At 70.4% G+C, this 24,007-nt stretch carries 22 protein-coding genes; 9 read left to right on the top strand and 13 right to left on the bottom strand.

What is annotated here, in order from left to right; all coding sequences use genetic code 11:
* Nucleotides 1-5: 5 nt before the first annotated feature.
* From EJV46_RS15335 to EJV46_RS15325, 3 genes are all read right to left on the bottom strand, one after another.
* The gene (locus EJV46_RS15335) at nucleotides 6-1,403 is read right to left on the bottom strand and encodes a M20/M25/M40 family metallo-hydrolase (RefSeq protein ID WP_131549565.1); all 1,398 of its coding nucleotides are present in this window, start codon (nucleotides 1,401-1,403) and stop codon (nucleotides 6-8) included.
* Between the two features lie 173 nt (nucleotides 1,404-1,576).
* Entirely contained in the window at nucleotides 1,577-4,408 is a 2,832-nt protein-coding gene (locus EJV46_RS15330; RefSeq protein WP_131549564.1) for an AsmA family protein, read from the bottom strand.
* On the bottom strand, nucleotides 4,405-8,118 hold the full coding sequence (locus EJV46_RS15325) for a hydantoinase B/oxoprolinase family protein (protein WP_131549563.1): 3,714 nt from the start codon (nucleotides 8,116-8,118) through the stop codon (nucleotides 4,405-4,407). Before EJV46_RS15325 ends, EJV46_RS15330 begins: the two co-directional genes overlap by 4 nt.
* 98 nt (nucleotides 8,119-8,216) lie before the next feature.
* Here EJV46_RS15325 and EJV46_RS15320 point away from each other — a divergent pair, with 98 nt between their 5' ends.
* On the top strand, nucleotides 8,217-8,978 hold the full coding sequence (locus EJV46_RS15320; protein ID WP_131549562.1) for a TerB family tellurite resistance protein: 762 nt from the start codon (nucleotides 8,217-8,219) through the stop codon (nucleotides 8,976-8,978).
* The gene (locus EJV46_RS15315) at nucleotides 8,975-9,652 is read left to right on the top strand and encodes an N-acetylmuramoyl-L-alanine amidase (RefSeq protein WP_240782580.1); all 678 of its coding nucleotides are present in this window, start codon (nucleotides 8,975-8,977) and stop codon (nucleotides 9,650-9,652) included. Before EJV46_RS15320 ends, EJV46_RS15315 begins: the two co-directional genes overlap by 4 nt.
* Nucleotides 9,653-9,715: 63 nt before the next feature.
* Here EJV46_RS15315 and EJV46_RS15310 read toward each other — a convergent pair whose 3' ends face one another.
* From EJV46_RS15310 to sdhC, 5 genes are all read right to left on the bottom strand, one after another.
* On the bottom strand, nucleotides 9,716-10,498 hold the full coding sequence (locus tag EJV46_RS15310; RefSeq protein ID WP_131549561.1) for a succinate dehydrogenase iron-sulfur subunit: 783 nt from the start codon (nucleotides 10,496-10,498) through the stop codon (nucleotides 9,716-9,718).
* Between the two features lie 2 nt (nucleotides 10,499-10,500).
* Complete coding sequence (locus tag EJV46_RS15305; RefSeq protein ID WP_131549560.1) at nucleotides 10,501-10,812, bottom strand: virulence factor; 312 nt, start codon at nucleotides 10,810-10,812, stop codon at nucleotides 10,501-10,503.
* 2 nt (nucleotides 10,813-10,814) lie between these two features.
* A complete protein-coding gene (sdhA, locus tag EJV46_RS15300; protein ID WP_131549559.1) occupies nucleotides 10,815-12,626 on the bottom strand; it encodes a succinate dehydrogenase flavoprotein subunit in 1,812 nt (603 codons plus the stop codon).
* A gap of 115 nt (nucleotides 12,627-12,741) precedes the next feature.
* Nucleotides 12,742-13,146, bottom strand: a complete 405-nt coding sequence (sdhD, locus tag EJV46_RS15295) for a succinate dehydrogenase, hydrophobic membrane anchor protein (protein ID WP_131549558.1) — start codon at nucleotides 13,144-13,146, stop codon at nucleotides 12,742-12,744.
* Nucleotides 13,147-13,151: 5 nt separating this feature from the next.
* Nucleotides 13,152-13,589, bottom strand: coding sequence for a succinate dehydrogenase, cytochrome b556 subunit (sdhC, locus tag EJV46_RS15290; protein WP_131549557.1), 438 nt, complete (start codon nucleotides 13,587-13,589; stop codon nucleotides 13,152-13,154).
* Between the two features lie 265 nt (nucleotides 13,590-13,854).
* Between sdhC and EJV46_RS15285 the strand changes: the two genes are divergently transcribed.
* Nucleotides 13,855-14,847 (top strand): tripartite tricarboxylate transporter substrate binding protein, encoded by a 993-nt coding sequence (locus EJV46_RS15285; RefSeq protein ID WP_165585563.1) that lies wholly within the window; start codon nucleotides 13,855-13,857, stop codon nucleotides 14,845-14,847.
* A gap of 49 nt (nucleotides 14,848-14,896) precedes the next feature.
* Nucleotides 14,897-15,238, top strand: a complete 342-nt coding sequence (locus tag EJV46_RS15280) for a hypothetical protein (RefSeq protein WP_131549555.1) — start codon at nucleotides 14,897-14,899, stop codon at nucleotides 15,236-15,238.
* Nucleotides 15,239-15,313: 75 nt separating this feature from the next.
* On the opposite strand, the gene EJV46_RS15275 is transcribed toward EJV46_RS15280, so the two are convergent.
* The 3 genes from EJV46_RS15275 to EJV46_RS15265 all read right to left on the bottom strand — a co-directional run bounded on the left by EJV46_RS15275 (nucleotide 15,314) and on the right by EJV46_RS15265 (nucleotide 17,660).
* Entirely contained in the window at nucleotides 15,314-15,571 is a 258-nt protein-coding gene (locus EJV46_RS15275; protein WP_131549554.1) for a hypothetical protein, read from the bottom strand.
* Between the two features lie 335 nt (nucleotides 15,572-15,906).
* On the bottom strand, nucleotides 15,907-16,248 hold the full coding sequence (locus EJV46_RS15270; RefSeq protein WP_131549553.1) for a hypothetical protein: 342 nt from the start codon (nucleotides 16,246-16,248) through the stop codon (nucleotides 15,907-15,909).
* Between the two features lie 8 nt (nucleotides 16,249-16,256).
* A complete protein-coding gene (locus EJV46_RS15265; protein ID WP_131549552.1) occupies nucleotides 16,257-17,660 on the bottom strand; it encodes an amidase family protein in 1,404 nt (467 codons plus the stop codon).
* Nucleotides 17,661-17,823: 163 nt separating this feature from the next.
* Between EJV46_RS15265 and EJV46_RS15260 the strand changes: the two genes are divergently transcribed.
* Nucleotides 17,824-18,162, top strand: coding sequence for a hypothetical protein (locus EJV46_RS15260; RefSeq protein ID WP_131549551.1), 339 nt, complete (start codon nucleotides 17,824-17,826; stop codon nucleotides 18,160-18,162).
* 4 nt (nucleotides 18,163-18,166) lie between these two features.
* Here the strand turns inward: EJV46_RS15260 and EJV46_RS15255 are convergent, their stop codons facing one another.
* Nucleotides 18,167-19,336, bottom strand: coding sequence for an acyl-CoA dehydrogenase family protein (locus EJV46_RS15255; protein ID WP_131549550.1), 1,170 nt, complete (start codon nucleotides 19,334-19,336; stop codon nucleotides 18,167-18,169).
* Between the two features lie 175 nt (nucleotides 19,337-19,511).
* Nucleotides 19,512-20,393, bottom strand: coding sequence for a YihY/virulence factor BrkB family protein (locus EJV46_RS15250; RefSeq protein ID WP_131549549.1), 882 nt, complete (start codon nucleotides 20,391-20,393; stop codon nucleotides 19,512-19,514).
* Nucleotides 20,394-20,696: 303 nt separating this feature from the next.
* On the opposite strand from EJV46_RS15250, the gene EJV46_RS15245 reads away from it, so the two are divergent.
* From EJV46_RS15245 to EJV46_RS15230, 4 genes are all read left to right on the top strand, one after another.
* Complete coding sequence (locus tag EJV46_RS15245) at nucleotides 20,697-21,428, top strand: hypothetical protein (protein ID WP_131549548.1); 732 nt, start codon at nucleotides 20,697-20,699, stop codon at nucleotides 21,426-21,428.
* A complete protein-coding gene (locus EJV46_RS15240; RefSeq protein ID WP_131549547.1) occupies nucleotides 21,425-21,820 on the top strand; it encodes a phage holin family protein in 396 nt (131 codons plus the stop codon). The genes EJV46_RS15245 and EJV46_RS15240 overlap by 4 nt, the downstream gene beginning before the upstream one ends.
* Nucleotides 21,817-22,833 (top strand): DUF3618 domain-containing protein, encoded by a 1,017-nt coding sequence (locus tag EJV46_RS15235; RefSeq protein WP_131549546.1) that lies wholly within the window; start codon nucleotides 21,817-21,819, stop codon nucleotides 22,831-22,833. The genes EJV46_RS15240 and EJV46_RS15235 overlap by 4 nt, the downstream gene beginning before the upstream one ends.
* Nucleotides 22,834-23,008: 175 nt before the next feature.
* Nucleotides 23,009-24,001 carry an NAD(P)/FAD-dependent oxidoreductase gene (locus EJV46_RS15230; protein ID WP_131549545.1) on the top strand — a complete coding sequence of 331 codons (993 nt, stop codon included), beginning with the start codon at nucleotides 23,009-23,011 and terminating at the stop codon, nucleotides 23,999-24,001.
* Nucleotides 24,002-24,007: the final 6 nt, after the last annotated feature.

The raw sequence follows: 24,007 nt of genomic DNA, 5'->3' as shown, positions 1-24,007 counted from the left end.
CGCCCTTACTTCTCGCCCAGGTCCCAATACATCCCGGCGAAGGCGAGCAGCCCCTCGCGCGCCGGCCCCGGCAACAGGTGCTCGTCCGGCCCGTGCTGCTTGCAGCCGTTGTAGCTGTGCGGCACCCAGACCAGCGGCACGTTCAGGTGGTCGACGAAGACATCGCCCGGCAGGCCGCCCGAGGAATTCGGAATGACCTGCACGGGCTTGCCCAACGACTTCTCCATGCTCTCGCGCGCCCAGACGACCCAGGGGTGCGAGGGCGAGGTGCGGGAGGCCGGCATCCGCGTGAAGGCGTTCTCGATCCGCACGTTCTGCAGCCCATGCGCGTCGAAATGCTTGCGAAGCGACTCCGCGAAACTGTCCGGATCGCTGTCCACGGTGTAGCGGATCTGGCAATGCGCGCGGGCATCGGGGGCGACGGCGTTGACCGGGTTCTCCGGCCGGCCGCTGACCATGGCGAGGATGATGAGGCTGTTCCAGCCGTAGATCTTCTCCGCCGCCGTGAGGCCCGGCTCGCCCCAGTCCGGGTCGATCGTCGCGGCCTCGCCGCCGCCGCCCACCTCGCAGCCGTCCAGCACGCCGCGGACATCGGCGGGGACGCCGTTGCGGGGCAGCCAGTCGCGCACGAGGATCTTGCCGTTGCGGTCCATCATGGTGCCGATGGCATGGGCGAGGATGACGGCCGGATCGCTGGTGAGGCCGCCCCAATGGCCGGAATGCACGCCGCCGTCGCGCAGCTTCACGACGAGGTCGAAGTGGAAGGTGCCGCGCGTGCCGGTGGCGATGGTCGGCACCTCGGGCATCACGCGCGGGCCGTCGCTGGCGATGAGCGCGTCGGCGGCCAGAAGGCGGGCGTTCTGCGCCACGAACTCGCGCAGGCCGCGGCTGCCGCGCTCCTCCGCCATTTCGAGGACGAGCTTGACGTTGGCGTTCAGCCGGCCGCCGCGCGCGGCCAGCGTGGCCTCCAGGGCCATGAGGTTGATGACGTGCTGGCCCTTGTTGTCGGCCGTGCCGCGCCCGTACCATTTGCCGTCGCGCTCGATGAGCTCCCAAGCCTTGAGGCCCTCGCTCCACTGGTCGTCCAGGCCGCGCACCGTGTCGCCATGCCCGTAGAGCAGGACCGTCGGACGCGCGGGGTCCTCGATGCGTTCGGCGGTGAGGATAGGGCCGAAGCCCTCCAGGGGGTTCGGGTGGATCGTGACGGCGGTGAAGCCCAGGCTCTCCACCCAGGGCTTGATGGCCTGCTCCAGATACCGCGTCAGATGGGGCTCGTAGCCTTCCTCCTGCGCCGTCGAGGGAATGGCGACGAAATCCGCGAGCCGGGCCTTGAGCTTCCCCTCGTCGAACATCGCGGCGGCGCGCGCGAGGGCATCGGCCCGGGTACCTGTCTCAATCGCCATGTCAGTGCTGCCTTTTCGGACCCGAGCGCGATCCTAGATCGTGATGCGTTCGCATTCGCTCACTTGTCCCGATCTAGTCCTTTGTCTTAGCGCGTGATTCAGATCTCCGGACGCCTTGGCGCCTTCGATCACCACGTTTCAAAATGCCGTGCGCCACGGCTTTCGTCCATGGCCTAAGGCGAGTGCTCCGCCCGCCAGCGCAACCATTGCGCAATCTCCACCAGGCGGCGCGGCGCCAGGCTCGGCCCCGTGAGGCGTAGCGCGACCTCGGGCGCGCCCTCCTGCACGGGCAGGGTGATGCGAAGGTCGAGCACGTCGCGGGGCAGGTCGATCTGGCCGGCGAGGCCCAGCGCCAGCCCCGCATCGCCGCCCAGCGCCGCCTCGTCGACCGTGATGGTGCCAGCGGCCAGGGAGAGGCTCGCGGTCCCCCGCTCGACGGGCGTGGCGCCGCCGCGCAGCGCTGCCCGCAGCGCCGCCTCCGCCGCGCGCAGATCGGCCAGGCCGAGCGCGCCGGCGGCCGCCACGCCGTCCAGCCCCTGCACCACGCCGTCGCGCAGCGTGAGCCGCGCGGCGCCGCCCAGCCCGGCCACGAGCGAGGCCGGGGCATTCCCGGTGCTGGCCAGGCGGAACTCGCCGGAAAGGCGGCCTGCGCCGATATCCACGGGCCGGCCGGACAAGGGCGCGGAGAGCACCACATCGGTGAAGCTGCCATCGGCCGAGAGGCGGAGCGCCGGCCCGTGCTCCAGCCGGGCGGTGCCGGCCAGGGTGCCGCCCGCCAGGCTGCCGCGCAGGTCCTCCAGCCGCAGCGAGGCGGCGTCGGCGCGGAGGTTGGCCGAGACCTGCTCGATCGCCGGCAGGCCCATGGGCTCCACGCGATCGGCGGTCAGCGCGACGTCGAGGTTCAGGTCGGGCCAGGCACCGAGGTCCAAGGCCCGCCAGTCCGGCAGCGGCAGGCGGTCCATGGCGAGGCGGCCGGTGATGGCCCGGCGCCCTTCGGCCGCGGCGACGGCCAGCTGGCCGCGGCCGCGCAGTTCGCCGGCGACGAGCTCGAAGCTCTCGGCGCTCCAGGATCCGGGACGGCCGGCGAGGCTGGCGATCAGCGAGAAGGAGCCCTCGCCGATCCAGCCCGGCGCCTCCCGCTCCAGCAGCGTGCCGATCATCCGGGCCGCGCCCGGATGGCGCATGGTCACGGTGCCCTGGCCACGCCCCGAACCCTGGTCCAGGAGGGCCTCGTCCAGCGTGAGCTGCGCCTCGATGCGGGCCTCGGCGAGGTCGCTCTCCAGCCGCACCGCCAGCGCGTCCAGCGGCCCGGCGCCCGTGGCGCGCAACCGCAGCGGCAGGGCGGCCAGGCCCGGCCGGTCGAGCCCCAGGCGCGCGAGGAGCGGGCCGGCGGCGCCCTCGGCCTCCAGGCTGAGCTCGCTGACCCGGCCGGCGGCCAGCGTGCCGGCCAGGGTCACGTCCAGGCCGAGATGACGCCCGGCGAGGCGGCGGAAGAGGAGGCGCCCGTTCTCCGCGGCGCCGTCCAAGGCCAGCCGGTCCCAGATGGAGCCTCCGAGGACCAGCCGGCCGAAGCCGAGGCGCAGCTGGAAATCCGCCTCCGCGCCCGCCTCGCGCAGCGACGCCAGGAGCTGCCGGGGCGTGACGGTCGTCTCCAGCGCGTCGAATTCCAGCCCGAGGGCAAGGCTCGGCCGGGCCTGCTGCCGCCAGACGAAGCCGCCGGTCGCGCGGGTCGCCCCGAGCCGCGCGGTGAGGTCGGTCGCGGTAAACTGCGGCCCCTCCCAGGAGAGGCGAAGCTGGCCCTCGGAGCCGCCGACCGGCAGCGGCCAGCGGGCCTGCAGGCCCAGTGCCTCGGCGAGCTGCCCGGGGCGCGCGGAGCGCCAGCGCAGGGCCAGGTCCAGCCGCGGCCCGGCGCTGGCGCCGGAGGCTTCCAGCGTGGTGTCGCCGGGAAGCTCGGCCGAGACGTCGCTGAGCGTCAGGCGCTCGCCCTGGAGAAAGGCGGCGGCGCGCAGCTTGCGCAGGCGGAGGGGACCGAGCGTGGCGCCCTCGGCGGAGAGGTCGAGCGAGACGGGGACGGCCTGCGGACCGGCGCCGCGCAGGGCGGCCAGCCAGGGCTCCACGTCGAGGCGGGGCGTGGCCAGCGTCAGATCGAAGCGGGGCTCGCGGCCCAGCCGCAGCAGCGCCGAGCCGCGCACCGTCTGGCCGCCCAGCTCGAGGGTGAGTTGCCCGGCCGTGAGCGCCTCGGCGCCGGCCAGAAGCGAGGAGGTCGCGCGGAAGGGGCCGGGCGGGGCGGGGATCACGGCCGCGAGGTCCGGGCCGCCGACCTCCAGCCGCCCCTCGAAGCCGCCCTCGGCCAGCAGCGCGCCGCGAGCCTGGAGGTTCACGCCGGCATGACTCGCCGAGAGATCGAGAGGCGCGATCCCGTCGTCGCCGGCCCGGCCGAGCGTGGCCTGGAAGCGCACCGGCCGGCCGCGCCAGACCAGCGCGCCCTCGGCCGTCAGCGCCTCGGAGGGGTTGCCGGCGGTGAGGCGCGCGGAGACGCCCTCCATCACCGCGTCGCCGATGGAGATGCGGCTGTCCTCCAGCCGCGCATCCAGGGCCGTCAGGCGCGGGAGCGGCGCCAGCCCGGGCAGCGCCGTGGGTGGCCAGGGCAGGCGGATATCGGCGCCGACCAAGGCCAGCTCGCGCACCTGGATCCCGCCGAGCAGCAGGGCGCCGAGGTCGAGGCGGAGGCGCAGGGCGCGGGCCGACATGCGGACGTCGTCGGCGGTCTGGCCGATGACGATGCGCGACGCCTCCAGCCGCGGTTGGGGGAGCAGCTCGAGGGTGACGGGGCCTTCGAGCCAGACCGGGCGGCCCAGCCGCTCCGAGGCGAGGGCCGCGATGGTCCCGCGATGGCGGTCCCAGTCCAGGTATTTCGGGAGCAGGTAAGCCGCCACCGCCGCCAGGGCCGCGAGCCCCGCGAGAAGCGCGAGAATGGCCCCGCGCAGGGTGGCGGCTCGGCTCAACTCTTGCCCCAGCCGCCGCCGCCCGGCGTCTCGACGACGAGGATGTCGCCCGGCTCCAGATCGGCCTTGCCGGCGTTGCCGGGGATGATGTCGCGCGTGCCGTCGGCGCGATCCACCCATTGCCGGCCCGGCAGGCCGTCCGCGCCGCCGTGCAGGCCGTGCGGCGCCACGTTGCGGCGCGAGGCCACCACCACCGCCTGCATCGGGCGCAGGAAGCGGATGCGCCGGCGCGAGCCGTCGCCGCCCTTCCACTGCCCCGCGCCGCCCGAACCCTGGCGGATCGAGAATTCCTCGAGGCGCACGGGGTAGCGCATCTCCAGGATCTCGGGGTCGGTCATGCGGGTGTTGGTCATATGCGTCTGCACGGCGCTGGTGCCGTGGAAGCCCGGGCCCGCGCCCGTGCCACCGCAGATCGTCTCGTAATACTGGTAGGTGTCGTCGCCGAAGAGCGAGTTGTTCATCGTCGACTGCGCGGCGGCGCAGGCGTCGAGCGCGGCCAGCAGCGCGTTGCAGGTCACCTGGCTGACCTCGGTGTTGCCGGCGACCACGGCCCGGCCCGGCGTCGGGCTCAGGAAGCTCGCCGGCGGGACGATGATCTCCAGCGGCTTGAGGCAGCCGTCGTTCAGCGGGATGTCCTCGCCCACCAGCGAGCGGAAGCAGTAGAGCACCACCGCCCGGCAGACGGCGGCCGGGGCGTTGAAGTTGTCGGGGCGCTCCGGGCCGGTGCCGGTGAAGTCAATGACGGCGCGGCGGTTCGCCCGGTCCACGCGCACCTCGACGACGAGGGGCGTGCCGTCGTCGGTGACCGTCTCGAAGCGGCCGTCCTTCAGCGTGGAGAGCACGCGGCGCACGCTCTCCTCCGCATTGTCCATCACATGGCCCATATAGGCGCGCACCACGCCGAGGCCGAATTCGCGCACGGCGCGCCGCAGCTCCTGCACGCCCATCTCGTTGGAGGCGACCTGCGCCTTCACATCGGCCAGGTTCACGTCGGGGCTGCGGGCCGGGTAGCGCGCGGAGGCCAGCAGCGCGCGGAACTCCGCCTCGCGGAAATGGCCGGCATCGACGAGCAGGAAGTCGTCGATGACGACGCCCTCCTCCTCCAGCGTGGCCGAGCCCGGCGGGGTGGAGCCGGGCGTGAGGCCGCCGATATCCGCGTGATGCCCGCGCGAGCCGACGAAGAAGAGGATCTCGCGCCCCGCCTCGTCGAAGACGGGCGTGATCACCGTCACGTCCGGCAGATGCGTGCCGCCATTGTAGGGATTGTTCAGCGCCACCACGTCGCCCGGCCGCAGCGTGGCGCCGCGCGAGCGGATCACCGTGCGCACGCTCTCGCCCATCGCGCCGAGATGCACGGGAACATGCGGGGCATTCGCGACCAACTGGCCCGTGGCGTCGAAGATGGCGCAGGAGAAGTCCAGCCGCTCCTTGATGTTCACGGAGAGGCTGGTGTTCTGCAGCACCGTGCCCGTCTGCTCGGCGATGGACATGAAGAGGCTGTTGAACAGCTCCAGCATCACTGGATCGACACGACCGGTCTCGGCCAGCCGCGCGGCCGCGCGCGCCTCGACGCGGTGGAGCACGAGGTGGTTCAGCGCCGTGACGCGCGCCTCCCACCCCGGCTCGATCACGGTGGTCGCGATGGCCTCGCGGATCAGCGCGGGCCCGCGGATGGCATCGCCCGCCAGCAGCGCCTCGCGGTCATGGACCGGCGCGTCATGCGCCTCGCCCTGCGCGAAGAGCCTGACGCGGTCGAGCAGCGGGATGGCCTCGCCGGTCGGCCGTTCCGCCAGCTTCTCCTCCTGCACCGCCTCGCCCGGCATGGTGACCTCCACGAGCGCGGCCTCCACGACCACCTGGCGCTCCGGTGTCGCGAAGCCGAAGCGCGCGCGATGCGCCTCCGTGAAGTCGCGCAGCACGCCGTGGTAGCAGCCGAAGGCGACGGGCAGGAAGGCATCGGTGCCGGCATAGCGCAGGTGCAGGCGATGCTCGGCCTTCAGCCTGGCCGGATCGGCGCCCTGGCGCACCAGCTCGGCGCGCCCGGCGGCCTCCAGCTCCGCGAGCCGCGCCTCCAGCACGCCGATGCCCTCGGGCGCGAGGGGCTTCTCGACGGCCGCCTCGCGGATCACCGCCTGGTCGGCCAGGCCCATGCCATAGGCGCTCAGCACGCCGGCGAAGGGGTGGATGAAGACGGTCTCCATGCCGAGCTCGTCGGCCACGAGGCAGGCATGCTGCCCGCCCGCGCCGCCGAAGCAGGCCAGCGCGTATTTCGTGACGTCATAGCCGCGCTGCAGGCTCACCTGCTTGATGGCATGGGCCATGTTCGAGACGGCAATTCGGAGGAAGCCCTCGGCGACCTGCTCCGGCGAAGGCGAAGTGTCCGTGGTCTTCGCGATCTCTGCGGCGAGGGCGGCGAACTTCCCGCGCACCACCTCCGCGTCGAGGGGCTGGTCGCCATTCGGGCCGAAGATCGCCGGGAAGTGGCGCGGCTGGATCTTGCCGGCCATGACATTCGCGTCGGTCACGGTCAGCGGCCCGCCGCGGCGGTAGCAGGCCGGGCCCGGGACCGCGCCCGCGCTCTCGGGGCCCACGCGATAGCGCGCGCCATCGAACTTCAGGATGGAGCCGCCGCCGGCGGCCACCGTGTTGATCGCCATCATCGGCGCGCGCATGCGCACGCCGGCCACCACCGTCTCGAAGGCGCGCTCGAAAGCGCCCGCATAGAGCGCCACGTCCGTCGAGGTGCCGCCCATGTCGAAGCCGATGATGCGGTCGTAGCCTGCCATGGCCGCCGTCCGCGCCGCGCCGACGATGCCGCCGGCCGGGCCGGAGAGGATGGCGTCCTTGCCCTGGAAGCTGCTCGCCTCGGCCAAGCCGCCGGAGGACTGCATGAAATAGAGCTTGATGGGCTGCCCGGCCGATTCACGCCCGCCGCCAACGGCGTCGATCGATCGGAGGCTTGGCCCGGCCGATCCACGCCCGCCGCCTTCGGCGTCGATCGATCGGACGGGGCCGCCCAGCTCCGACGCCACCTGCCGCACGTAGCGGCCCAGGATCGGCGAGAGATAGGCGTCCACCACGGTCGTGTCGCCGCGCGGCACGATGCGGGGCAGGGGACTCGCCTGGTGCGAGAGGCTGATCTGCGGGAAGCCGATCTCGGCGGCGATGGCGCCGATCCGCAGCTCGTGCGCCGGATGCGCCCAGGCATGCATCAGCACGATGGCGACCGCGCGGATGCCGTCGTCATGGGCGGCCTGGAGCGCCGCGCGGGCGGCGGCCTCGTCGAGGGGCTCGATCTCCGCCCCGTCCACCGAGACCCGCCCGCCGATCTCGGCCACGCGCTCGTGCAGCAGCTCGGGCAGCTTCACGTTCAGGTCGAAGAGCCGCGGCCGCGCCTGGTTGCCGATGCGCAGCATGTCGGCGAAGCCCACCGGGACCAGCAGAAGCACGCGCTCGCCCTTGCGTTCCAGCAGAGCGTTGGTGGCGACGGTCGTGCCCATCTTCACGGCCTCGACCAGCCCCTCGGGCAGCGTCGCGCCCGGCTCGAGGCCCAGCACCTGGCGGATGCCCGCGACGGCGGCGTCCCTGTAGCGCTCGGGATTCTCGGAGAGCAGCTTGGCGGTGGAGAGGGAGCCGTCAGGGTGCCGGGCCACCACATCGGTGAAGGTGCCGCCGCGATCGATCCAGAACTGCCAAGTCCCCACGCTCATTCCGATACTCCTCGAGACGCCTCCGCTTTGCAGGCGCGAGGCGTGGCGCGCAAGGGGGTTGGCGTGTTACGTCCCTGCGGAGGCGAAGGGATTTCCTGTTGGGCTTCTGGGGCAAGATCATCGGGGGGATCGCGGGCTTCGCGACGGGCGGGCCCGTCGGCGCCGTCATGGGTGCCATGGCGGGGCATGCGGCCGACAGCGCCACGCGCCTCGGCCCCAACGCGGCGAACATGGCCGCGATGCTGGGCTCGCGCGAGCAGCTCTTCGCCATCTCGGTGGTCGTGCTCTCCGCCAAGCTCGCCAAATGCGACGGGCCGGTGGTCCGCGCCGAGATCGACGCCTTCAAGCGGATGTTCCGCATCCCGCCGCAGAACATGAAGGACGTGGCGGAGCTCTTCGACGAGGCCCGCCGGACTTCGGAGGATTTCGAGCCCTTCGCCGACCGCCTCGGCGAGGCCTTCGCCGCCGAGAAGCCCATTCTGGAGGACGTGCTGGGCGCGCTCTTCCAGATCGCCCGGGCCGACGGGCCGCTGACCCGCGGCGAGGTGCGCTTCCTCCAGCGCGTGCAGACCGGCTTCCGGCTGGAGGCGCGCGAATGGGAGCGCGCCCGCGACGGCCAGGCGCGGCCGGGCGCCGGCGCAAGCGAGATGCCGGGCGTGGACGCCTATGCGGTGCTCGGCCTGCCGAAGGATGCGACCGACGAGCAGGTCCGGGCCGCCTGGCGCAAGCTCATGCGCGAGAACCACCCGGATGCCATGGCCTCGCGCGGGGCGCCGCAGGACCTGATCCAGCGGGCGACGGGCAAGGTGGCCGAGATCAACAATGCCTGGGACCGCATCAAGCGCGAGCGCAAGCTTTGAGCCTGCGCGCCACGGAGCTGCCGTCCCCCAATGCGAGCGAGCGCCCGGCGGGCGCCGTCATAGACACGCTGATCCTGCACTATACCGGCATGAGGTGCGGCGGCGAGGCCATCGCCCGGCTGCGCGACCCCGAGGCCGTGGTCTCCTCGCACTATGTCGTCGAGGAGGACGGCCGGATCTTTCATCTCGTGCCCGAGCTGCTGCGGGCGCGGCATGCCGGCGTCTCGCACTGGCGCGGCCGCGAGGCGCTGAACGACGTCTCCATCGGCATCGAGATCGTCAATCCGGGCCATGAATGGGGCTACCGCCACTTTCCGGCCCTGCAGATGGCCGCGGTGGCCGACCTCTGCCTGGAGATCCTGGGTCGTCACCCCATCCCGGCCCGCAACGTCGTCGGCCACAGCGACGTGGCGCCAGACCGCAAGCAGGATCCGGGCGAGCTCTTCGACTGGCAGGGGCTGGCGGAGAACGGCATCGGGATCTGGCCGGCGATGGACGGACCCGCCGAGGGCGATGCGCGCGAACTGCTCGGCCGCATCGGCTACCGCACCGACCTGGAGCTGCCCATGCTCGTCACGGCCTTTCAGCGCCATTGGCGGCCCGAGCGCGTGGATGGCGTGGGCGACTCAGGCACGCTGGCACGGATGCAGGGCGTGCTCGCGGCGATCGGCTGACGCGGGCGAAGCCCGACGGACCCGCCGCTGGGCGTCCGGACGACCGGGCGCCCAGCGGCGGTTTCAGCCCTGCCGCGTCACCATCAGCGTCTTGATCTTGCCGATCGCATCGGCGGGGTTCAGCCCCTTCGGGCAGGTCCGCGTGCAGTTCATGATCGTGTGGCAACGGTAGAGCCGGAAGGGATCCTCCAGGTTGTCCAGCCGCTCGCCGGTCGACTCGTCGCGGCTGTCCGCGATCCAGCGATAGGCCGCCAGGAGGACCGCCGGGCCGAGGTAGCGGTCGCCGTTCCACCAGTAGCTGGGGCAGGAGGTCGAGCAGCAGAAGCACAGGATGCACTCCCACATGCCGTCGAGCTTGGCGCGCTCCTCCTTGGACTGGCGGCGCTCCTCGTCCGGCGGCGGCGGGGTCTCGGCCTTCAGCCAGGGCTCGATGCTCCGGTACTGCGCGTAGACCTGCGACAGATCGGGCACCAGGTCCTTCACCACGGGCATGTGCGGCAGCGGGGTGATCCGCACGTCGCCCTTCACCTCGTCGATGGGCTTGAGGCAGGCCAGCGTGTTCAGCCCGTCAATGTTCATCGCGCAGGAGCCGCAGATGCCCTCGCGGCATGAGCGCCGGAAGGTCAGCGTCGTGTCGACCTCGTTCTTGATCTTGATGAGCGCGTCCAGGACCATCGGGCCGCATTTGTCGAGATCGATCTCGAAGTTGTCGGTGCGCGGATTGGCGTCCTCGTCCGGATCCCAGCGGTAGATCTTGAAGGTCTTGACCTTCGTCGCGCCGGCTTCGGCCTTGAAGGTCTTGCCGCCCTGGACGGTGGAGTTCTTTGGGAGCGTGAACGTTGCCATTTTCAGCCCTTCCGCCGGTTCCGAGAATTAAGAGCGGGCATCAAATTGTTTTCTTCTTCGATACGCAGCATCCGGATGTCGCGGACGCTGGGTTGAAACCAGTCATGCTCTGCTGAAATCGCCTGAACTGCTACGACGCAATCAACAGGGCTCATTCCCTCCGCACTAAAATAAACTGAGCCCTGTTGCCATTTAAAGCCAAACTCTTCAAGAATCTTTCGAATGTCACCATAAGCATTCTTAAAAGATGCATTTCTATAAGTAGACTCAAGTGTGGCTTGATCTAAATCGAAGGTAATCGCGTAGCGAGCCATGATCAGTACACCCGCGGCTTGGGCGGAAACACCTGGACCTCGTTGGTCAGCGTCCGCATCTTCACGTCGCGATAGTCGAGCCTGACCTCGCGCTTGTCGCTCACCCAGGCGAGCGTGTGCTTCATCCAGTTCACGTCGTCGCGGTCCGGGTAGTCTTCCTGGGCATGGGCGCCGCGGCTTTCGTGGCGCGCCTCGGCGCCATGGATCGTCGTCAGCGCGTTGCCGAGCAGGTTGTCGAGCTCCAGCGCCTCGACCAGGTCGCTGTTCCAGATCAGCGAGCGGTCGGCGACGCGGACGTCGTCATAGCCGGCGGCGATCTTGTCCATCTTCTGCACGCCCTCCTTCAGCAGTTCGGAGGTGCGGAAGACGGCCGCGTGGTTCTGCATGGTGCGCTGCATGTTCAGCCGCAGGTCGGAGACGGACGTGCCGCCCTTGGCGTGGCGCACGCGGTCGAGCCGGTCCAGCGCGTTCTCGCCGGCCTTGGGCGGCAGCGGCGGCTGGCTCGCGCCGGGCTTGATCGTGTCCGCGGCGCGCAGCGCGGCGGCGCGGCCGAAAACCACGAGGTCGAGCAGGGAGTTCGTGCCGAGGCGGTTGGCGCCATGCACCGAGACGCAGGCGGCCTCGCCGACGGCCATCAGGCCGGGGACGATCGCGTCCTGGTCCTGCGCGGTGGGGCGCAGCACCTCGGTGTGGATGTTGGTGGGGATTCCGCCCATGTTGTAGTGGACGGTCGGGAGCATCGGGATCGGCTCCTTCGTCACGTCCACGCCGGCGAAGATCTTCGCGGTTTCGGAGATGCCGGGGAGGCGCTCGTGGAGCAGGGCAGCGCCCAGGTGTTCCAGGTGCAGGTAGATGTGGTCCTTGTGCGGGCCGACGCCGCGGCCCTCGCGGATCTCCATGGACATGGCGCGCGAGACCACGTCGCGGCTGGCGAGGTCCTTCGCGGTCGGTGCGTAGCGCTCCATGAAGCGCTCGCCCTCGGAATTGGTGAGGTAGCCGCCTTCGCCACGGGCCCCTTCCGTTACGAGGCAGCCCGAGCCGTAGATGCCGGTCGGGTGGAACTGCACGAACTCGTTGTCCTGCAGCGGCAGGCCGGCGCGCAGGATCATGCCGCCGCCGTCGCCCGTGCAGGTGTGCGCCGAGGTGCAGGAGAAATAGGCGCGGCCGTAGCCGCCGGTCGCCATCACCACGCTCTGCGCGCGGAAGCGGTGGATCGTGCCGTCCTCGAGGTTCCAGGCGGTGACGCCGCGGCAGACGCCTTCCTCATCGATGATGAGGTCGAGCGCGATGTACTCGACGAAGAACTCGCAATTGGCCTTCAGCGCCTGCTGGTAGAGCGTGTGCAGGATGGCGTGGCCCGTGCGGTCGGCGGCGGCGCAGGCGCGCATGGCCGGCGTCTTGCCGTAGTCCTGCATGTGGCCGCCGAAGGGGCGCTGGTAGATGCGGCCGTCCTCGGTGCGCGAGAAGGGCACGCCGTAATGCTCGAGCTCGATGATCGCGGGCACCGCCTCGCGGCACATGTATTCGATGGCGTCCTGGTCGCCGAGCCAGTCCGACCCCTTCACGGTGTCGTACATGTGCCAGCGCCAGTCGTCCTCGCCCATGTTGCCGAGGGAGGCGCCGACGCCGCCCTGCGCGGCCACGGTGTGCGAGCGCGTGGGAAACACCTTGGTGATGCAGGCGGTCTTGAGGCCTGCGGCGCCCATGCCGAAGGTGGCGCGCAGCCCCGCGCCGCCGGCGCCGACCACGACGACGTCGTAGGTATGGTCCACGACGCGATAGGCGCCGAAGGAGGGCTTGCTGATGGCGTTCATCGACCCGATCCGCTCTCTGGCGCGGCGGCAATGGCCCCCACGCCCCAAATGACCCGCCGGAACATGCCGGCCTCAGGAACGGCGGCGCGACGCCGCCGCGAATTCACAGCGCGCCCTAGAGCGCGAAGGCGATGCGCAGCACCGAGAAGCCGCAGGCCAGCGCCAGGATGGCGCAACCGCCCTTGACGACCAGCAGCGCCGCGATGCGCTGGAACTCGTTGCGCACATAGTCCTCGATCACGACCTGCAGCCCGCCCGCCATGTGGTGGAAGGTCAGCGCGATGAGCGCGAGGAGCAGCACCGCGTTGAGCGGCGTCGCGATCCAGAGCAGCGTCTCGAGATAGGTCGTGCCGGCGAGGCCGATCATGCTCAGCACGAACCAGATCGTCAGCGGCAGGAGCGCGATGGAGGTGACGCGCTGCATCCACCAGTGATGCGTGCCCGACTTGGCCGAACCGAGGCCGCGAACCCGCCCGAGGGGGGTGCGCATGGCGCGGGGAGAGGTGGTTTCGATGGCCATGGCGCTCAGCCCCAGAAGATGATGGCGAGGAGCCAAGTCAGCACCGTCAGCACGCCCGTGCCGATCAGCACCGCGTGGCCGGTCTTGTACACCGTCGGGATCTCGAAGCCGAAGCCGGCGTCCCAGGCGAGGTGCCGCAGGCCGGCCAGCGTGTGGTACCAGGCCGTCGCCGTCAGCGCGAACAGGATCAGGAGCCCCAGGAAGGAGGACATGAACCACTGCACGCGGGCGAAGGCGACCTCGCCGGTCGCGGCCGCCATGAGCCACCAGGTCAGCAGCAGCGTGCCGGCGGCCCAGGCGCAGCCCGTCGCGCGATGCATGATCGAGGTGAAGCTCGTCATCTGCATCATGTCGTAGGCCTGCAGATGCGGGGAAAGCGGGCGGCGAACGATCTTGCCGTCCGTGCGGCGGCCGATCATGCCGGCCTCGCGCGGGTCACTCATGCGCTCAGCGCCTTCATCTCGGATGAACTCCAGCCATGGCTGATTTGCGGTGCTTTCTAGGCGTCCCTTCGCAGCTGCGTCAATCCGACCCGGCCACGCGGAAGTGCTTCTCACCATTGCGAATAACTCGCAAATCGGCGCGGGCGGGCTCGGCTGCAAGACCCTCGGCTCCAGGCGGGTCAGATTCCGGATTGACCCGACCCCTGTGTGACGTGACTGTGCCACCCCAATCAGAACCGGAGTTCCGCTCCGGCAGGAAAGCCTCGTGACGCCGCTTCGCCTCCCATCGCTGATCGGCTGCGCGCTGAGCCTGGCGCTCGCGGCCGGTGCCGCCTTCGCGCAGACCGGCACGCCGGCGCTCCCGCCGGCCGACGAGCGCGAGCCGATCCGCCTGCTGGTCGGCCTGCCGCCGGGCAGCGGCGTGGACCGGATCTCCCGGGTCTTCGCCGAGGCGCTGAGCCAGCGCCTCTTCCGCCCGGTCAATGTCGAGAATCGCACGGGCGCCCGCGGCAACGTCGCCGGCGAGGAGCTGGCCCGCTCGACGCCCGACGGGAATACGCTCGGCGTCGTGACCGCGACGACGATGATCCTGAACCGGCACCTGTCGCGCCAGATGGGCTATGACCCACAAGCAGACCTGACCCCCATAAGCCGCTTCGCGAGCTTGCCTCTCCTGGTGCTCGGCGGCCCTGGCCAGGGGGTGCGGACGATCGGCGAGCTGATCGAGGTTTTGAAAGCCCGGCCAAGCACTTGCGGGACGCCTGGGGCCGGGACGGCGCAGCATCTGGCGCTGGAATTGCTCATCAGATCGGTGGGTGCCCGATGCGATTTCGTGCATTTCCGGGGGATCGCCGGCGCACTTCCGGAATTGCTCGACGGGGGTGTCCAGGTCTATGTGGAGGCTGCTGTCATCGGATTGCCACTGGTGCGGGAAGGGCGGGTCAGATTGCTGGCCGTGACTTCCCGCGTAAGGTCGGCCCTTCTGCCCGAGACCCCGACAGTGGCGGAGACGGTCGCCGGCTACGAAGCCGAGACCTGGCTTGCGCTGATGGGGCCGCGCGGATTGGCTGATTCCGTCCTGGTCAAGCTCGAGGCAGCAGCCATTGCGGTGGCGCGCGACGCCGCGGTGGTTCGGAGATTGCGGGCGCTCTCCGCGGAACCCATCGGGGGAACGCGGACGGAGCTCGCGGCTACGATCCGCGCGCAGGATTCCATTTGGGGGCCGGTGGCTAGAGCCGCTGGAGTGACCGCTGATTGACGTTGCCATCCAAGCCACCATCCCCCGCAAGCTCGGCTTCAAGCCCGGCATGGTGTGCTCCGTTCTCGAACCGCCGGCCGGGCTCAAGCACGGCCTGCCGGCCACCTCGGCCTCCGAGCCCGAGCTGATCCTGGCCTTCGCGTCGGACCGCGCCTCGCTGGGCCGGGTCGCCGCCAAGGCGCTGGACCTCTACGGAGTCGGCGGGCGGCTGTGGTTCGCCTATCCGAAGAAGAACGGGCCAGTTCGCTCGGACCTCGACCGCGACCACGGCTGGGAGCCGCTGACCCAGGCCGGGCTGCTGCCGGTCACGCAGGTCGCGCTCGACGCCACCTGGTCGGCGCTGCGCTTCCGTCTGCGCGAAGAGATCCCGACCCTGGCGCGGAAGGCCTGACGGCCTTTCGCGGCCGGTCATGAAAACGGGGCCGCGAGGCCCTGTTTTTCGTTCCGGCAAGGATGTGGGGCGAGCTCAGCGCGCGCAGCCCGGGGGGCCGGCCCTGCCCTTGCTGCGGGCGACGACGTTTCGATAGGCGAGCACCACCGGGCTGTCGCCCCAGCCCTGCAGGCTGCCGAGCCAGTCCCGCGCCGGGGTGAGGACACCGGCCTCCGCTGCGGCGCAGACGGGCAGCCGGGCCATGTTGGCCGGCAGTGCGTGGCCCGCGGGGCCCATCAGGGGCAGGATCGCCAGGCAGGTTCCGGCGAGGATCAGGGGCAGGGTGCCGCGCATCTTCGAAACGCTCCGCTTAGTCGGCTGAAGTGACGCTCCGGCATAGACGCGCTTCGGACGATCCGAAAAAGCGACAATAACGGAAATTTCGACACCTCGCGCCCGATGAAAATTCCCGGGCGTCGTGCCCGCGGCAGCTCATCGCTCCCGAGATGTGCGCCGAAATTTCGCGAAACGCAAGGATGAAAATTAAATCTTCGGAGATTATCGCAAATTTAAGACAGTTTTGGACTGTACACCGAAGGCCGCTCGGCTCCACTCGCGTCAGGGTTGCGTCCCGCCTCAGCCGCGGCCGGATGCGGCATCGGTCGGGGACTCGCGTCTGGAGGCCGAAGTTACCGGCCGGCCTGGAGCCCGTTCGGCTGAACCGTCAGAACTGGGGTGGCGCAGACGTCCATTCCGGTCATCTCGGCTGCGCGGCCGTTCACGAAGACCACGCGCACGGCGTTGATCCCCGGCCGCGCCATGACCGATTGCGTGCTGCCCGCGGGCAGGGTGCCCGGCGCCAGGTGGTCGCGGCCCCAGTCGGACGGCCCGGCCATGCTCACATAGAGCTGTTCCACCGCAATGGGCGCGGCGTTGCGCAGCTGGATGCGCCCGTCGCAGCCGGAGGTTCCGCCGCCGGGCGGGGCAGCGCAGGCGGCGAGCAGGGGCGACAGGAGCAGGAGGGCGCGCATGGGCCGATCTAATCCCAGTCCGGCTCGACCGGCGAGGGCGGCGTGCCTCCCGCCGCGATGTCCTCCCCGGCCGCGAGCAGCAGGTCCTCGCGGTAACGGCCGCCGAGGAGCTGCACGCCCACCGGCGCCTTGCCCACCATCCCCGTCGAGACCGTCAGCCCGGGCAGTCCCATCAGCGGCAGCCCGACCTGGACGAGCTGTGCCTCGATGATGGCGGAAAACGCCTCGGCGCCGCCCTGGTCGGCGTGGTTGGCGAAGGGTAGCTCGCCCGAGACGGGGACGATCACCACCGGATACCTCTCGAAGAACAGCATCCAGGCGCGGAGAAAGCCCGCGCGGGCCGTCAGCGCATCCTGGAATTCGGCGAGGCTGGGTTGCGGGCTGAGCGCCGTCATATGGCCGAAGATGGCCAGCGAGGCCGCCTCGCCCTCGCGCTCGGCCAGCGCCATCCCGCCCCGCGGAAGCATGGCGAGCCAGAGCTGCGCCTGGAGGCGGGCCGGCTCGCGGAGCGGCGGCACCTCCGCCACCTCCTCGACCTCCCATCCCGCCGCGAGCAGCCGCGCCGCGGCGTCGCGCAGCGCGGCGGCCACGGGCGCCGCGACCTTCATCCCCTCGGGCGCGACGCAGAGCGCCGCGCGCCTGGGCGCCGGCGGGCCTTCCAGCGGCGCCGGTACCCACCAGGGGTCGCGCGGGTCGCGCGCGCTCATCGCGGCCAGCGCGAGCCGCAGGTCGGGGATGGTCCGGGCCAGCGGGCCGCTCACCGCCATGAGCTGCGGGCCGATGTCGCGCTCGGGCAGGCTGGGATTCCAGGCCGGGATGCGCCCGAGCGTGGGCCGCAGCCCGTGGATTCCGCAGGCATAGGCGGGGTAGCGCACCGAGCCGCCGATATCGGTCCCGTGCCCGATCGCGCCGATGCCGGCCGCCGTGGCCGAAGCCGCGCCGCCCGAGGAGCCGCCGGGCGTGAGGCCCTTGTCGCGCGGATTCCAGGTCTCGCCATGGATGTCGTTCGCGGTGAACCAGCGCAGCGAGAAAGCCGGCGTGTTCGTCCGCCCGATGATGACGGCGCCCGCGTTCCGCAGGTTCGAGACGACGGGGCTGTCGTCCGTCGCGCGATGATCGGCCTGCAGCTTGATGCCGTTCGTGCTCGCGAAACCCGTCTGGTCCGTGTTCACCTTGACGGTGACCGGCACGCCGGCCAGCAGCCCGGGCGCCTCGCCGCGCGCGATGGACTGGTCCACCGCCTCGGCCGCGGCCAGCGCCTCCTCCGGCATCGCCTGCACGACGGCGTTGAGCCGTGGGTTCACCGCCTCGAGTCGCGCGAGCGCGGAGAGGGTCACCTCGCGGGCCGAGACCTCGCGGGATCGGACCCGTCGCGCCACCTCCGTCGCATCCAATCGCCAGAGTTCGGGCATCGCGCGCTCCTTCGAATTCATGCGTGATCCTTCGGCATGGGAAGCTTCCTGGTCAACCTGGCGGGGTCATGTATCCTGCGAAGCGGATTGCCGGGGGGCGGGGGTTATGGAAGCTGGCGCGACGATGCGGGTCGATCGGCAAGCGGATCGACGCAGGCTCGTGATGCGCTTCGCGATCAGCACCAACGGGCCCGCCTTCCTCGCCGCCATGCAGGGGTGGATCGCCCAGCACCCCGAGGCCGTGGGCTATGACTGGCTCTACGACATGCGAATTTATCACGGCACGGTCAGCCACGACGACATGACGCAGTTCGCACGCGCCTATGCCGCCATCGCGGACGAGCGGGACATGGGCCGCTACGCCGTCTTCGTCTCGCCGGATCCCGGCCTGCCGCTCTGGATCCGCGCCTGCGCGCTGCATTTCCCGCGGCGCATCTTCACCGTGGTCCGGACCATGGCCGATGCGGAGAAGCTGCTGAGGCGCGACTTCTCCGCCAAGTAGGGCTTCAGCCCGGCAGTTCCAGCACGTTCTTGCTGATGATGTTGCGCTGGATCTCGTTGGTGCCACCGTAGATCGAGGTCGGCCGCGCCTGGATGTAGAGCGCGCCGGGATTGAGGTTCCGGTTGCCCTCCATCGGCCCGAAGAGGCCGGCATTCTCGCCGGCGATCTCCATCATCGTCTCGGTGATGCGCTGGAAGAGCTCGGACTGGATGACCTTGAGCTGCGAGACGTCCGCGCCCAGCGGCCGGCCCTGCTTCAGCACCTCGACATAGCGGCCGTAGAGGGCCTTGAGGTCCTCCAGGTCGCAGCGGTGGCGGGCATAGCGTTCCTGGAAGGTGCCCTCTTCCGCCACGCCCATCCGCTCGGCGAGCTGCTTGAGCCGCGTCAGCGCATAGGCGCTCTGGCGGGGCGAGCCGAGATAGATGCGCTCGAAGGAGAGCAGCGCCTTGGCCATGTCCCAGCCCTTGTTGAGCTGGCCGACCAGGTTGGCCTTGGGCACCTTCACATTGTCGAAGAAGACCTCGCAGAATTCGTCGTGCATCTCGAGGTTGATGATGGGGCGCACGGTGATGCCGGGCGTGTTCATGTCGACGAGCAGGAAGGAGATGCCCTCCTGCTTCTTCGCCGCCTTGTCGGTGCGGACCAGGAGAAAGATCCAGTTGGCGTCCTGCGCGAGCGTGGTCCAGATCTTCTGGCCGTTCACGACATAATGGTCGCCCGCATCCACCGCCTCGGTGCGCAGCGAGGCGAGGTCGGAGCCGGAGTTCGGCTCGGAATAGCCCTGGCACCAGATGTGCTCGCCGCTCAGGATCTTCGGCAGGTACTGCTGCTTCTGCTCCTCCGTGCCGTAGCGGATGACCAGCGGGCCCAGCATGATGATGCCGTGGTCGTTGCAGCGGGCGCAGCCGTGGCGCTCCAGCTCCTCGGTGAAGATGATCTGCTTGGCCGGCAGCAGGCCGAGCCCGCCGTATTCGCGCGGCCAGCCGGGGGCGAGCCAGCCCTTCTCGGCGAGCTTGAAGTACCAGACCTTGTTCTCCTCCCAGTGCAGGCGCTTCTCCGGATTGCGGATCTCGGCGGGGTAGTTGGCCTCGATCCAGGCGCGGATATGCGCGCGGAAGGCGTCGTCGGGGAGGGCGTTGAGGTCTTCGGGCTCGCGGCCGGTGATGGCGTTCATGTCTTTTCCTCGGGTGCGAGGGGCTCCGCCCCTCCCTTCATCCTTCACCGCCGAGGGGACCGAAGCAATGGCCTTCGCGGCGCGCGGAAGGGACCCCCTGGAGGGCTGCTACGCCCCGGAGGTTCCTCGACCGCAGGAGCCCTGGCTGGCCGGCCTCGGATCACGGAAAGAGCCGCTAAGCTTCGGCAGCGACGGGCTTCCCCTGTCGGGAGCCCTGATGATTGGCCCAGGCCCGCGTGAACTCCGCGCCGGCCAGGAAGATCAGCCCTGAATAGTAGAGCCAGACGAGCACCACGATCATGGTCCCGGCCGCACCGAAGCCGGCAGCAACGTTGCTATGGCCGATGTAGAGCCCGATCAGGGACTTGCCGATGGTGAAGAGGATCGAGGTCACCAGCGCGCCGACCAGCACGTCGCGCCAAGCCAGCTTTCGGTCCGGTAGGACCTTGTAGATCGCCGCGAAGAGCAGCGTCAGAACCCCGATCGTGACTGCCAGGTTCAGTGCAAAGGCGACGGCGGCACCGCCCGGAAGGGACGCCTCGAGCCAGGAGCCGACGGCAACGATGGAGGCGCTGACCGCCAGCGAGGCGATCAGGATGAAGCCGGTCGCCGCCACGAGCCCAAGGGCGGCGGCCTTTGCCTTCACGAAACGCGACACCGTTTCCGTGATCGTGCCGGCCTCGGGCGTCTCCGTCTTCCAGATCAGGTTCAAGGCCGTCTGCAGCGCTCCGAACGCGCCGGCTGCCGTGAGCAGCAGCGTGCCGAGGCCGATGAGGATGGCCCAGCCTCCGCGTGCATCCCCCAGGGCCCCGTCGGCCATCTTGCGGAGATCCTCCGCCGCCTGTTGACCCATCATCCCGCTGAATTGGGCGGTGAGCACCTCGTCTACCTGATCGCGTCCGAACACCGCCCCGGCGATTCCCACGGCGATGAAGAGCAGGGGCCCCACCGAGAAGAGCGTGAAGTAGGCGATGCTCGCCGCCGTGGTGAGGCAGTTGTCGGCCCCGAACCCTTTGGCCGCATCCTTCAGAATTTCCCAGATTCGACCCATCGCCATGCCCCCGCCTGCTGGCAAAACCGACGTACCGCATGGAAGGTTTCGGTCGAGACTTAGATATTCGTGGTAGCTATCGCGCTTACAATCTTAACATAGATCATACCATGAGAAGAAATACTTACAAATGTTGTTAAGACTCCGGGGAGGCGTCAAGCAAAAGTCGCCTGCCGGCCCGAAATTCTGCTTGTCCGGCGGAAACCGTAGTTGGCCGCCGGGTTTGTGAAGGGGGGGACATCGTCCTCGCCGCCTTCATCGGAGATCGCCATGAGCGACAGATCGCAACCATCAACATCGTCTCGGGACATGCTCGACGACGTCGGAAGAGATGCAGGCGCCATAGCCGGCCGCGTTCAGGCACAGGCTTCGGAAGCGGTGGGCGCCGCAAGTCAGGCTGCGGGCAAAGCCGCCGAGGAAGCCAAGGCCCAGGGGGCGGAACTGCTCGGCCAGGCGCAGGAACGCGCCGAGGGCCTGGTGGAGGAAGGCAAGGCCGCGGGAGCCGAGCAGGCCTCCGGTCTGGCGCGGGCCGTTCATCGCGCCGCCGACGACCTGGAAGGCTCCTCGCCGGACATCGCCCGGCACGTCCGGTCGGCGGCGGATTCGCTGAACGGGATTTCCGAGGCGCTGCGCGAGCGGAGCGCGGGTCAGCTCTGCCAGGACGTGGCCGATTTCGCGCGTCGCCAGCCCAGCCTCTTCTTCGGTGCCGCCGCCGTCGCCGGCTTCGCCCTGGTGCGCTTCGCCCGAAGCTCCGCCGGCGAGCGGCAGGCGGCAGTCAGCGGGCAGTCTGCGCCGTCGCCGTCGCGGCCCAGCTCCGGCATGGCCCCGGGCTGGACCCGGGAAGGTCCCGGCGAGGTCGCACGGCCCGCGACCATGGCCGGCGCCTCCCTCGGCGGCGCCGCGGCACATCGGGCGGGCGATGCCGAGCCCGGCCAGATGCCGACCGCCGCCGCTGGATCGGTGCCGAAGCCGCGTCCCGTCACGGCGGGAGGCCAGACCGGCGGCAGGATCCCTGACGAGAGCTCGGAGTCGCCGCTATGAGCGACGAAACCCAGCGCTCCGTGCCCGACCTGCTGGGCGACCTCGTCACCCAGGCGACGACGCTCGTGCGTCAGGAAGTGCAGCTCGCCCGTGCCGAGATCAATGAGAAGGTCTCCTCGGTGGGCGCCGCCATCGGCGCCATGGCCATCGGCGGCATCCTGCTGCTGGCGGCCCTGATCATCCTGCTGCAGGCGGCCGTCGCGGCACTCGTCGAATATGCCGGGCTGCCGGCGACGATCGCTGCGCTCATCGTCGGCGTCGTCGTGGCCGTGGTCGGCTACATCGCGCTGCATGGCGCGATGGGCCGGTTGAAATCCGCCACGCTCGTTCCGCATCGGACGGCGGCGCAGCTCGGGCGCGACGCCGAGGTCATCAAGGAGCAGATCCCATGAGCAGCACCACCATCGACCCGGGCGGCAGGTCCCCGGCCGATATCGAGGACGATGTGGAGCGGACCCGGGCCAATGTCTCCGGCACGCTCGACGCCTTGCGGGAAAAGCTGGCGCCGAGCCAGATCGTGGACGAGGTGATCGACCGCGTCTCCGACTATGCGCGGGGCAGCGGCGGCGCGGAATTCGCCCGCAACCTGGGCAGCGCGGTGCGCGACAATCCGCTGCCCGTGCTGCTGATCGGCGCGGGGATCGGCTGGATGCTGCTGTCCCGCGGCGGCTCCGGCACGTCCATGCCGGAACGCGATCCGCTCCGCCTCCCCCCGCCCCGGCGCCCCTTCCAGGAGACGGGAGGACAGTCCTCCATGGTAAGCGGCGCGATGGAGCAGGTGGGCAAGGCGGCCAGCGCAGTCGGCGAGGCGGCGACGCGCGCCGGCTCCTATGTCAGCGAGACCGCCTCGCAGGTGGTCCAGGCCGGCTCGAGCCTCGCCAGCAGCGCCATCGAGGGCGGCGCGAGCGCCTCGCAAACCGCGGCCTCCCTGCGCGACAGCGCGGGCTCCGCCACGGAGCAGGCCACCGCCGCCGTGAAGGCGGGCTGGTCCTCGGCCACGGGGGCCGTGGAGGCACAGCCCTGGCTGCTGGGCCTCCTCGGCGTTGCTGTCGGCGCGACGCTTGGCGCGGTGCTGCCGCGCACGCAGGCGGAGGACGAATGGCTCGGCGAGGCGGCGGATGCCGCGACGGAGCGTGTCAGCCATCTGGGCCGGGAGGCCGTCGAGCAGGTTCGCGCCGTGGCGGGCGAGCATCTGCAGGGCGCGAGCGATACCGTCGCCGAAGGCTTTGCCAAGGTGAAGGAGCGGCTCGACGAGGGAAGCCTCTCGGGGGCCGGTGAAGCTCTCGGCGAAGCCCTGAGCACGACCGCGAAAGCCGCCGGGGACGCCGCCACGGGCCTGGCGGGGGAGGTCAACGACCGGTTGGCGAAGGATGAGACGCCGGCTGGCGAAGAGCGGAGAGGCTGACCACACCAGGTCGGTCCTTGCCGTCCAGGCACCGGCGGTGGCGGCTCGTCCGCTCTTCCGTTGGATCGGTGACGAGGCAAAAGGGCGCGTGGTTCACGCGCCCTTCTTCGCCCTTGAGGACTCCGAGCGAGCGCGCGCCGCGAGACAACGCCTCGCGACGGAAGAAAGGGCTGCCATGACCCCCGAAGGCGACGGGCTCGATGTGCTGGTGATCGGCGGCGGCCCGGTCGGCCTCACCGCGGCCATCTACCTTGCGCGCTTCAAGCGCCGCTTCGCCGTGATCGATGCGGGAGAGTCCCGGGCGGCCAGCATCCCGGAGAGCCACAACATCCCGTTCTTCGGGGACGGCATCCCTGGCAGCGGCATCCTGGCGCGAATCCGGGCGCATGCCGGCCAGTATGGCGTGGAGCCCCGGATGGGACGTGTGACCTCGCTGCTCCGCGACGGCGCCGCGCTGATGGCCGAGATTCGCCTGAGGGATGGCGGCCGTTGCCGGATGAGTGCCCGGCGGATCCTCCTGGCCGCGGGATCGAGGGACATCGAGCCGCGACTGCCGGACCTGCCGGATGCTGTGCGGCGCGGACTCGTGCGCTATTGCCCCATCTGCGACGGCTTCGAAGCGCGGGACCGGCGGATCGCGGTCATCGGCCATGGCACGCGGGGGTTGGCGGAAGCGGCCTTCATCGCCAGGACCTATTCGAACGACGTTTCGCTGCTGAGCCTCGGGGAGAAGCTGCTTCTCTCTCCCGAAGAGCTCGAGATCGCGCGCCGCCACCGGATCCGCCTCGTGGAGGAGGCGATCGCGGGGCTCGACGTGCGGGACGGCCGCATCATGGCCCTGCGCACGGGCGGCGGCGCGGAGCTGCGCTTCGACCTCCTCTACTCGGCGCTGGGCCTGCACTATCGCACCGAGCTGGCCGTCGGTCTGGGGGCGCGATGCGACGATTCCGGCGCGCTCGTCGTGGACGGGCACGGCCAGACGAGTGTCCCCGGACTTTACGCCGCGGGCGACATCGTGCGGGGGCTGGACCAGATCGTGGTCGGCATGGGCCAGGCGGCTGTCGCGGCGACGCATATCCATAACCACTGCGAACTGCCCCTGGACGGCGAAACCCGAACCATCGGCGCCGGAGGTGAGCGTCGCGCGGGGACGACGCTGGGCGAATGAGGGGGG

Origin of the sequence: Roseococcus sp. SYP-B2431 (assembly GCF_004336745.1) — a bacterium.
GTDB lineage: Bacteria > Pseudomonadota > Alphaproteobacteria > Acetobacterales > Acetobacteraceae > Roseococcus.
The sequence above is the reverse complement of the archived record's forward strand: the minus strand, read 5'-3'. Positions and strand labels throughout refer to the sequence as shown.

Coding starts and splice junctions, on each gene's coding strand:
- EJV46_RS15335 (WP_131549565.1), bottom strand. CDS start 1,403: ATGGCGATTGAGACAGGTACCCGGGCCGATGCCCTCGCGCGCGCCGCC.
- EJV46_RS15325 (WP_131549563.1), bottom strand. CDS start 8,118: ATGAGCGTGGGGACTTGGCAGTTCTGGATCGATCGCGGCGGCACCTTC.
- EJV46_RS15310 (WP_131549561.1), bottom strand. CDS start 10,498: ATGGCAACGTTCACGCTCCCAAAGAACTCCACCGTCCAGGGCGGCAAG.
- EJV46_RS15305 (WP_131549560.1), bottom strand. CDS start 10,812: ATGGCTCGCTACGCGATTACCTTCGATTTAGATCAAGCCACACTTGAG.
- sdhA (WP_131549559.1), bottom strand. CDS start 12,626: ATGAACGCCATCAGCAAGCCCTCCTTCGGCGCCTATCGCGTCGTGGAC.
- sdhD (WP_131549558.1), bottom strand. CDS start 13,146: ATGGCCATCGAAACCACCTCTCCCCGCGCCATGCGCACCCCCCTCGGG.
- sdhC (WP_131549557.1), bottom strand. CDS start 13,589: ATGAGTGACCCGCGCGAGGCCGGCATGATCGGCCGCCGCACGGACGGC.
- EJV46_RS15280 (WP_131549555.1), top strand. CDS start 14,897: ATGGTGTGCTCCGTTCTCGAACCGCCGGCCGGGCTCAAGCACGGCCTG.
- EJV46_RS15275 (WP_131549554.1), bottom strand. CDS start 15,571: ATGCGCGGCACCCTGCCCCTGATCCTCGCCGGAACCTGCCTGGCGATC.
- EJV46_RS15270 (WP_131549553.1), bottom strand. CDS start 16,248: ATGCGCGCCCTCCTGCTCCTGTCGCCCCTGCTCGCCGCCTGCGCTGCC.
- EJV46_RS15265 (WP_131549552.1), bottom strand. CDS start 17,660: ATGCCCGAACTCTGGCGATTGGATGCGACGGAGGTGGCGCGACGGGTC.
- EJV46_RS15260 (WP_131549551.1), top strand. CDS start 17,824: ATGCGCTTCGCGATCAGCACCAACGGGCCCGCCTTCCTCGCCGCCATG.
- EJV46_RS15255 (WP_131549550.1), bottom strand. CDS start 19,336: ATGAACGCCATCACCGGCCGCGAGCCCGAAGACCTCAACGCCCTCCCC.
- EJV46_RS15250 (WP_131549549.1), bottom strand. CDS start 20,393: ATGGCGATGGGTCGAATCTGGGAAATTCTGAAGGATGCGGCCAAAGGG.
- EJV46_RS15245 (WP_131549548.1), top strand. CDS start 20,697: ATGCTCGACGACGTCGGAAGAGATGCAGGCGCCATAGCCGGCCGCGTT.
- EJV46_RS15240 (WP_131549547.1), top strand. CDS start 21,425: ATGAGCGACGAAACCCAGCGCTCCGTGCCCGACCTGCTGGGCGACCTC.
- EJV46_RS15235 (WP_131549546.1), top strand. CDS start 21,817: ATGAGCAGCACCACCATCGACCCGGGCGGCAGGTCCCCGGCCGATATC.
- EJV46_RS15230 (WP_131549545.1), top strand. CDS start 23,009: ATGACCCCCGAAGGCGACGGGCTCGATGTGCTGGTGATCGGCGGCGGC.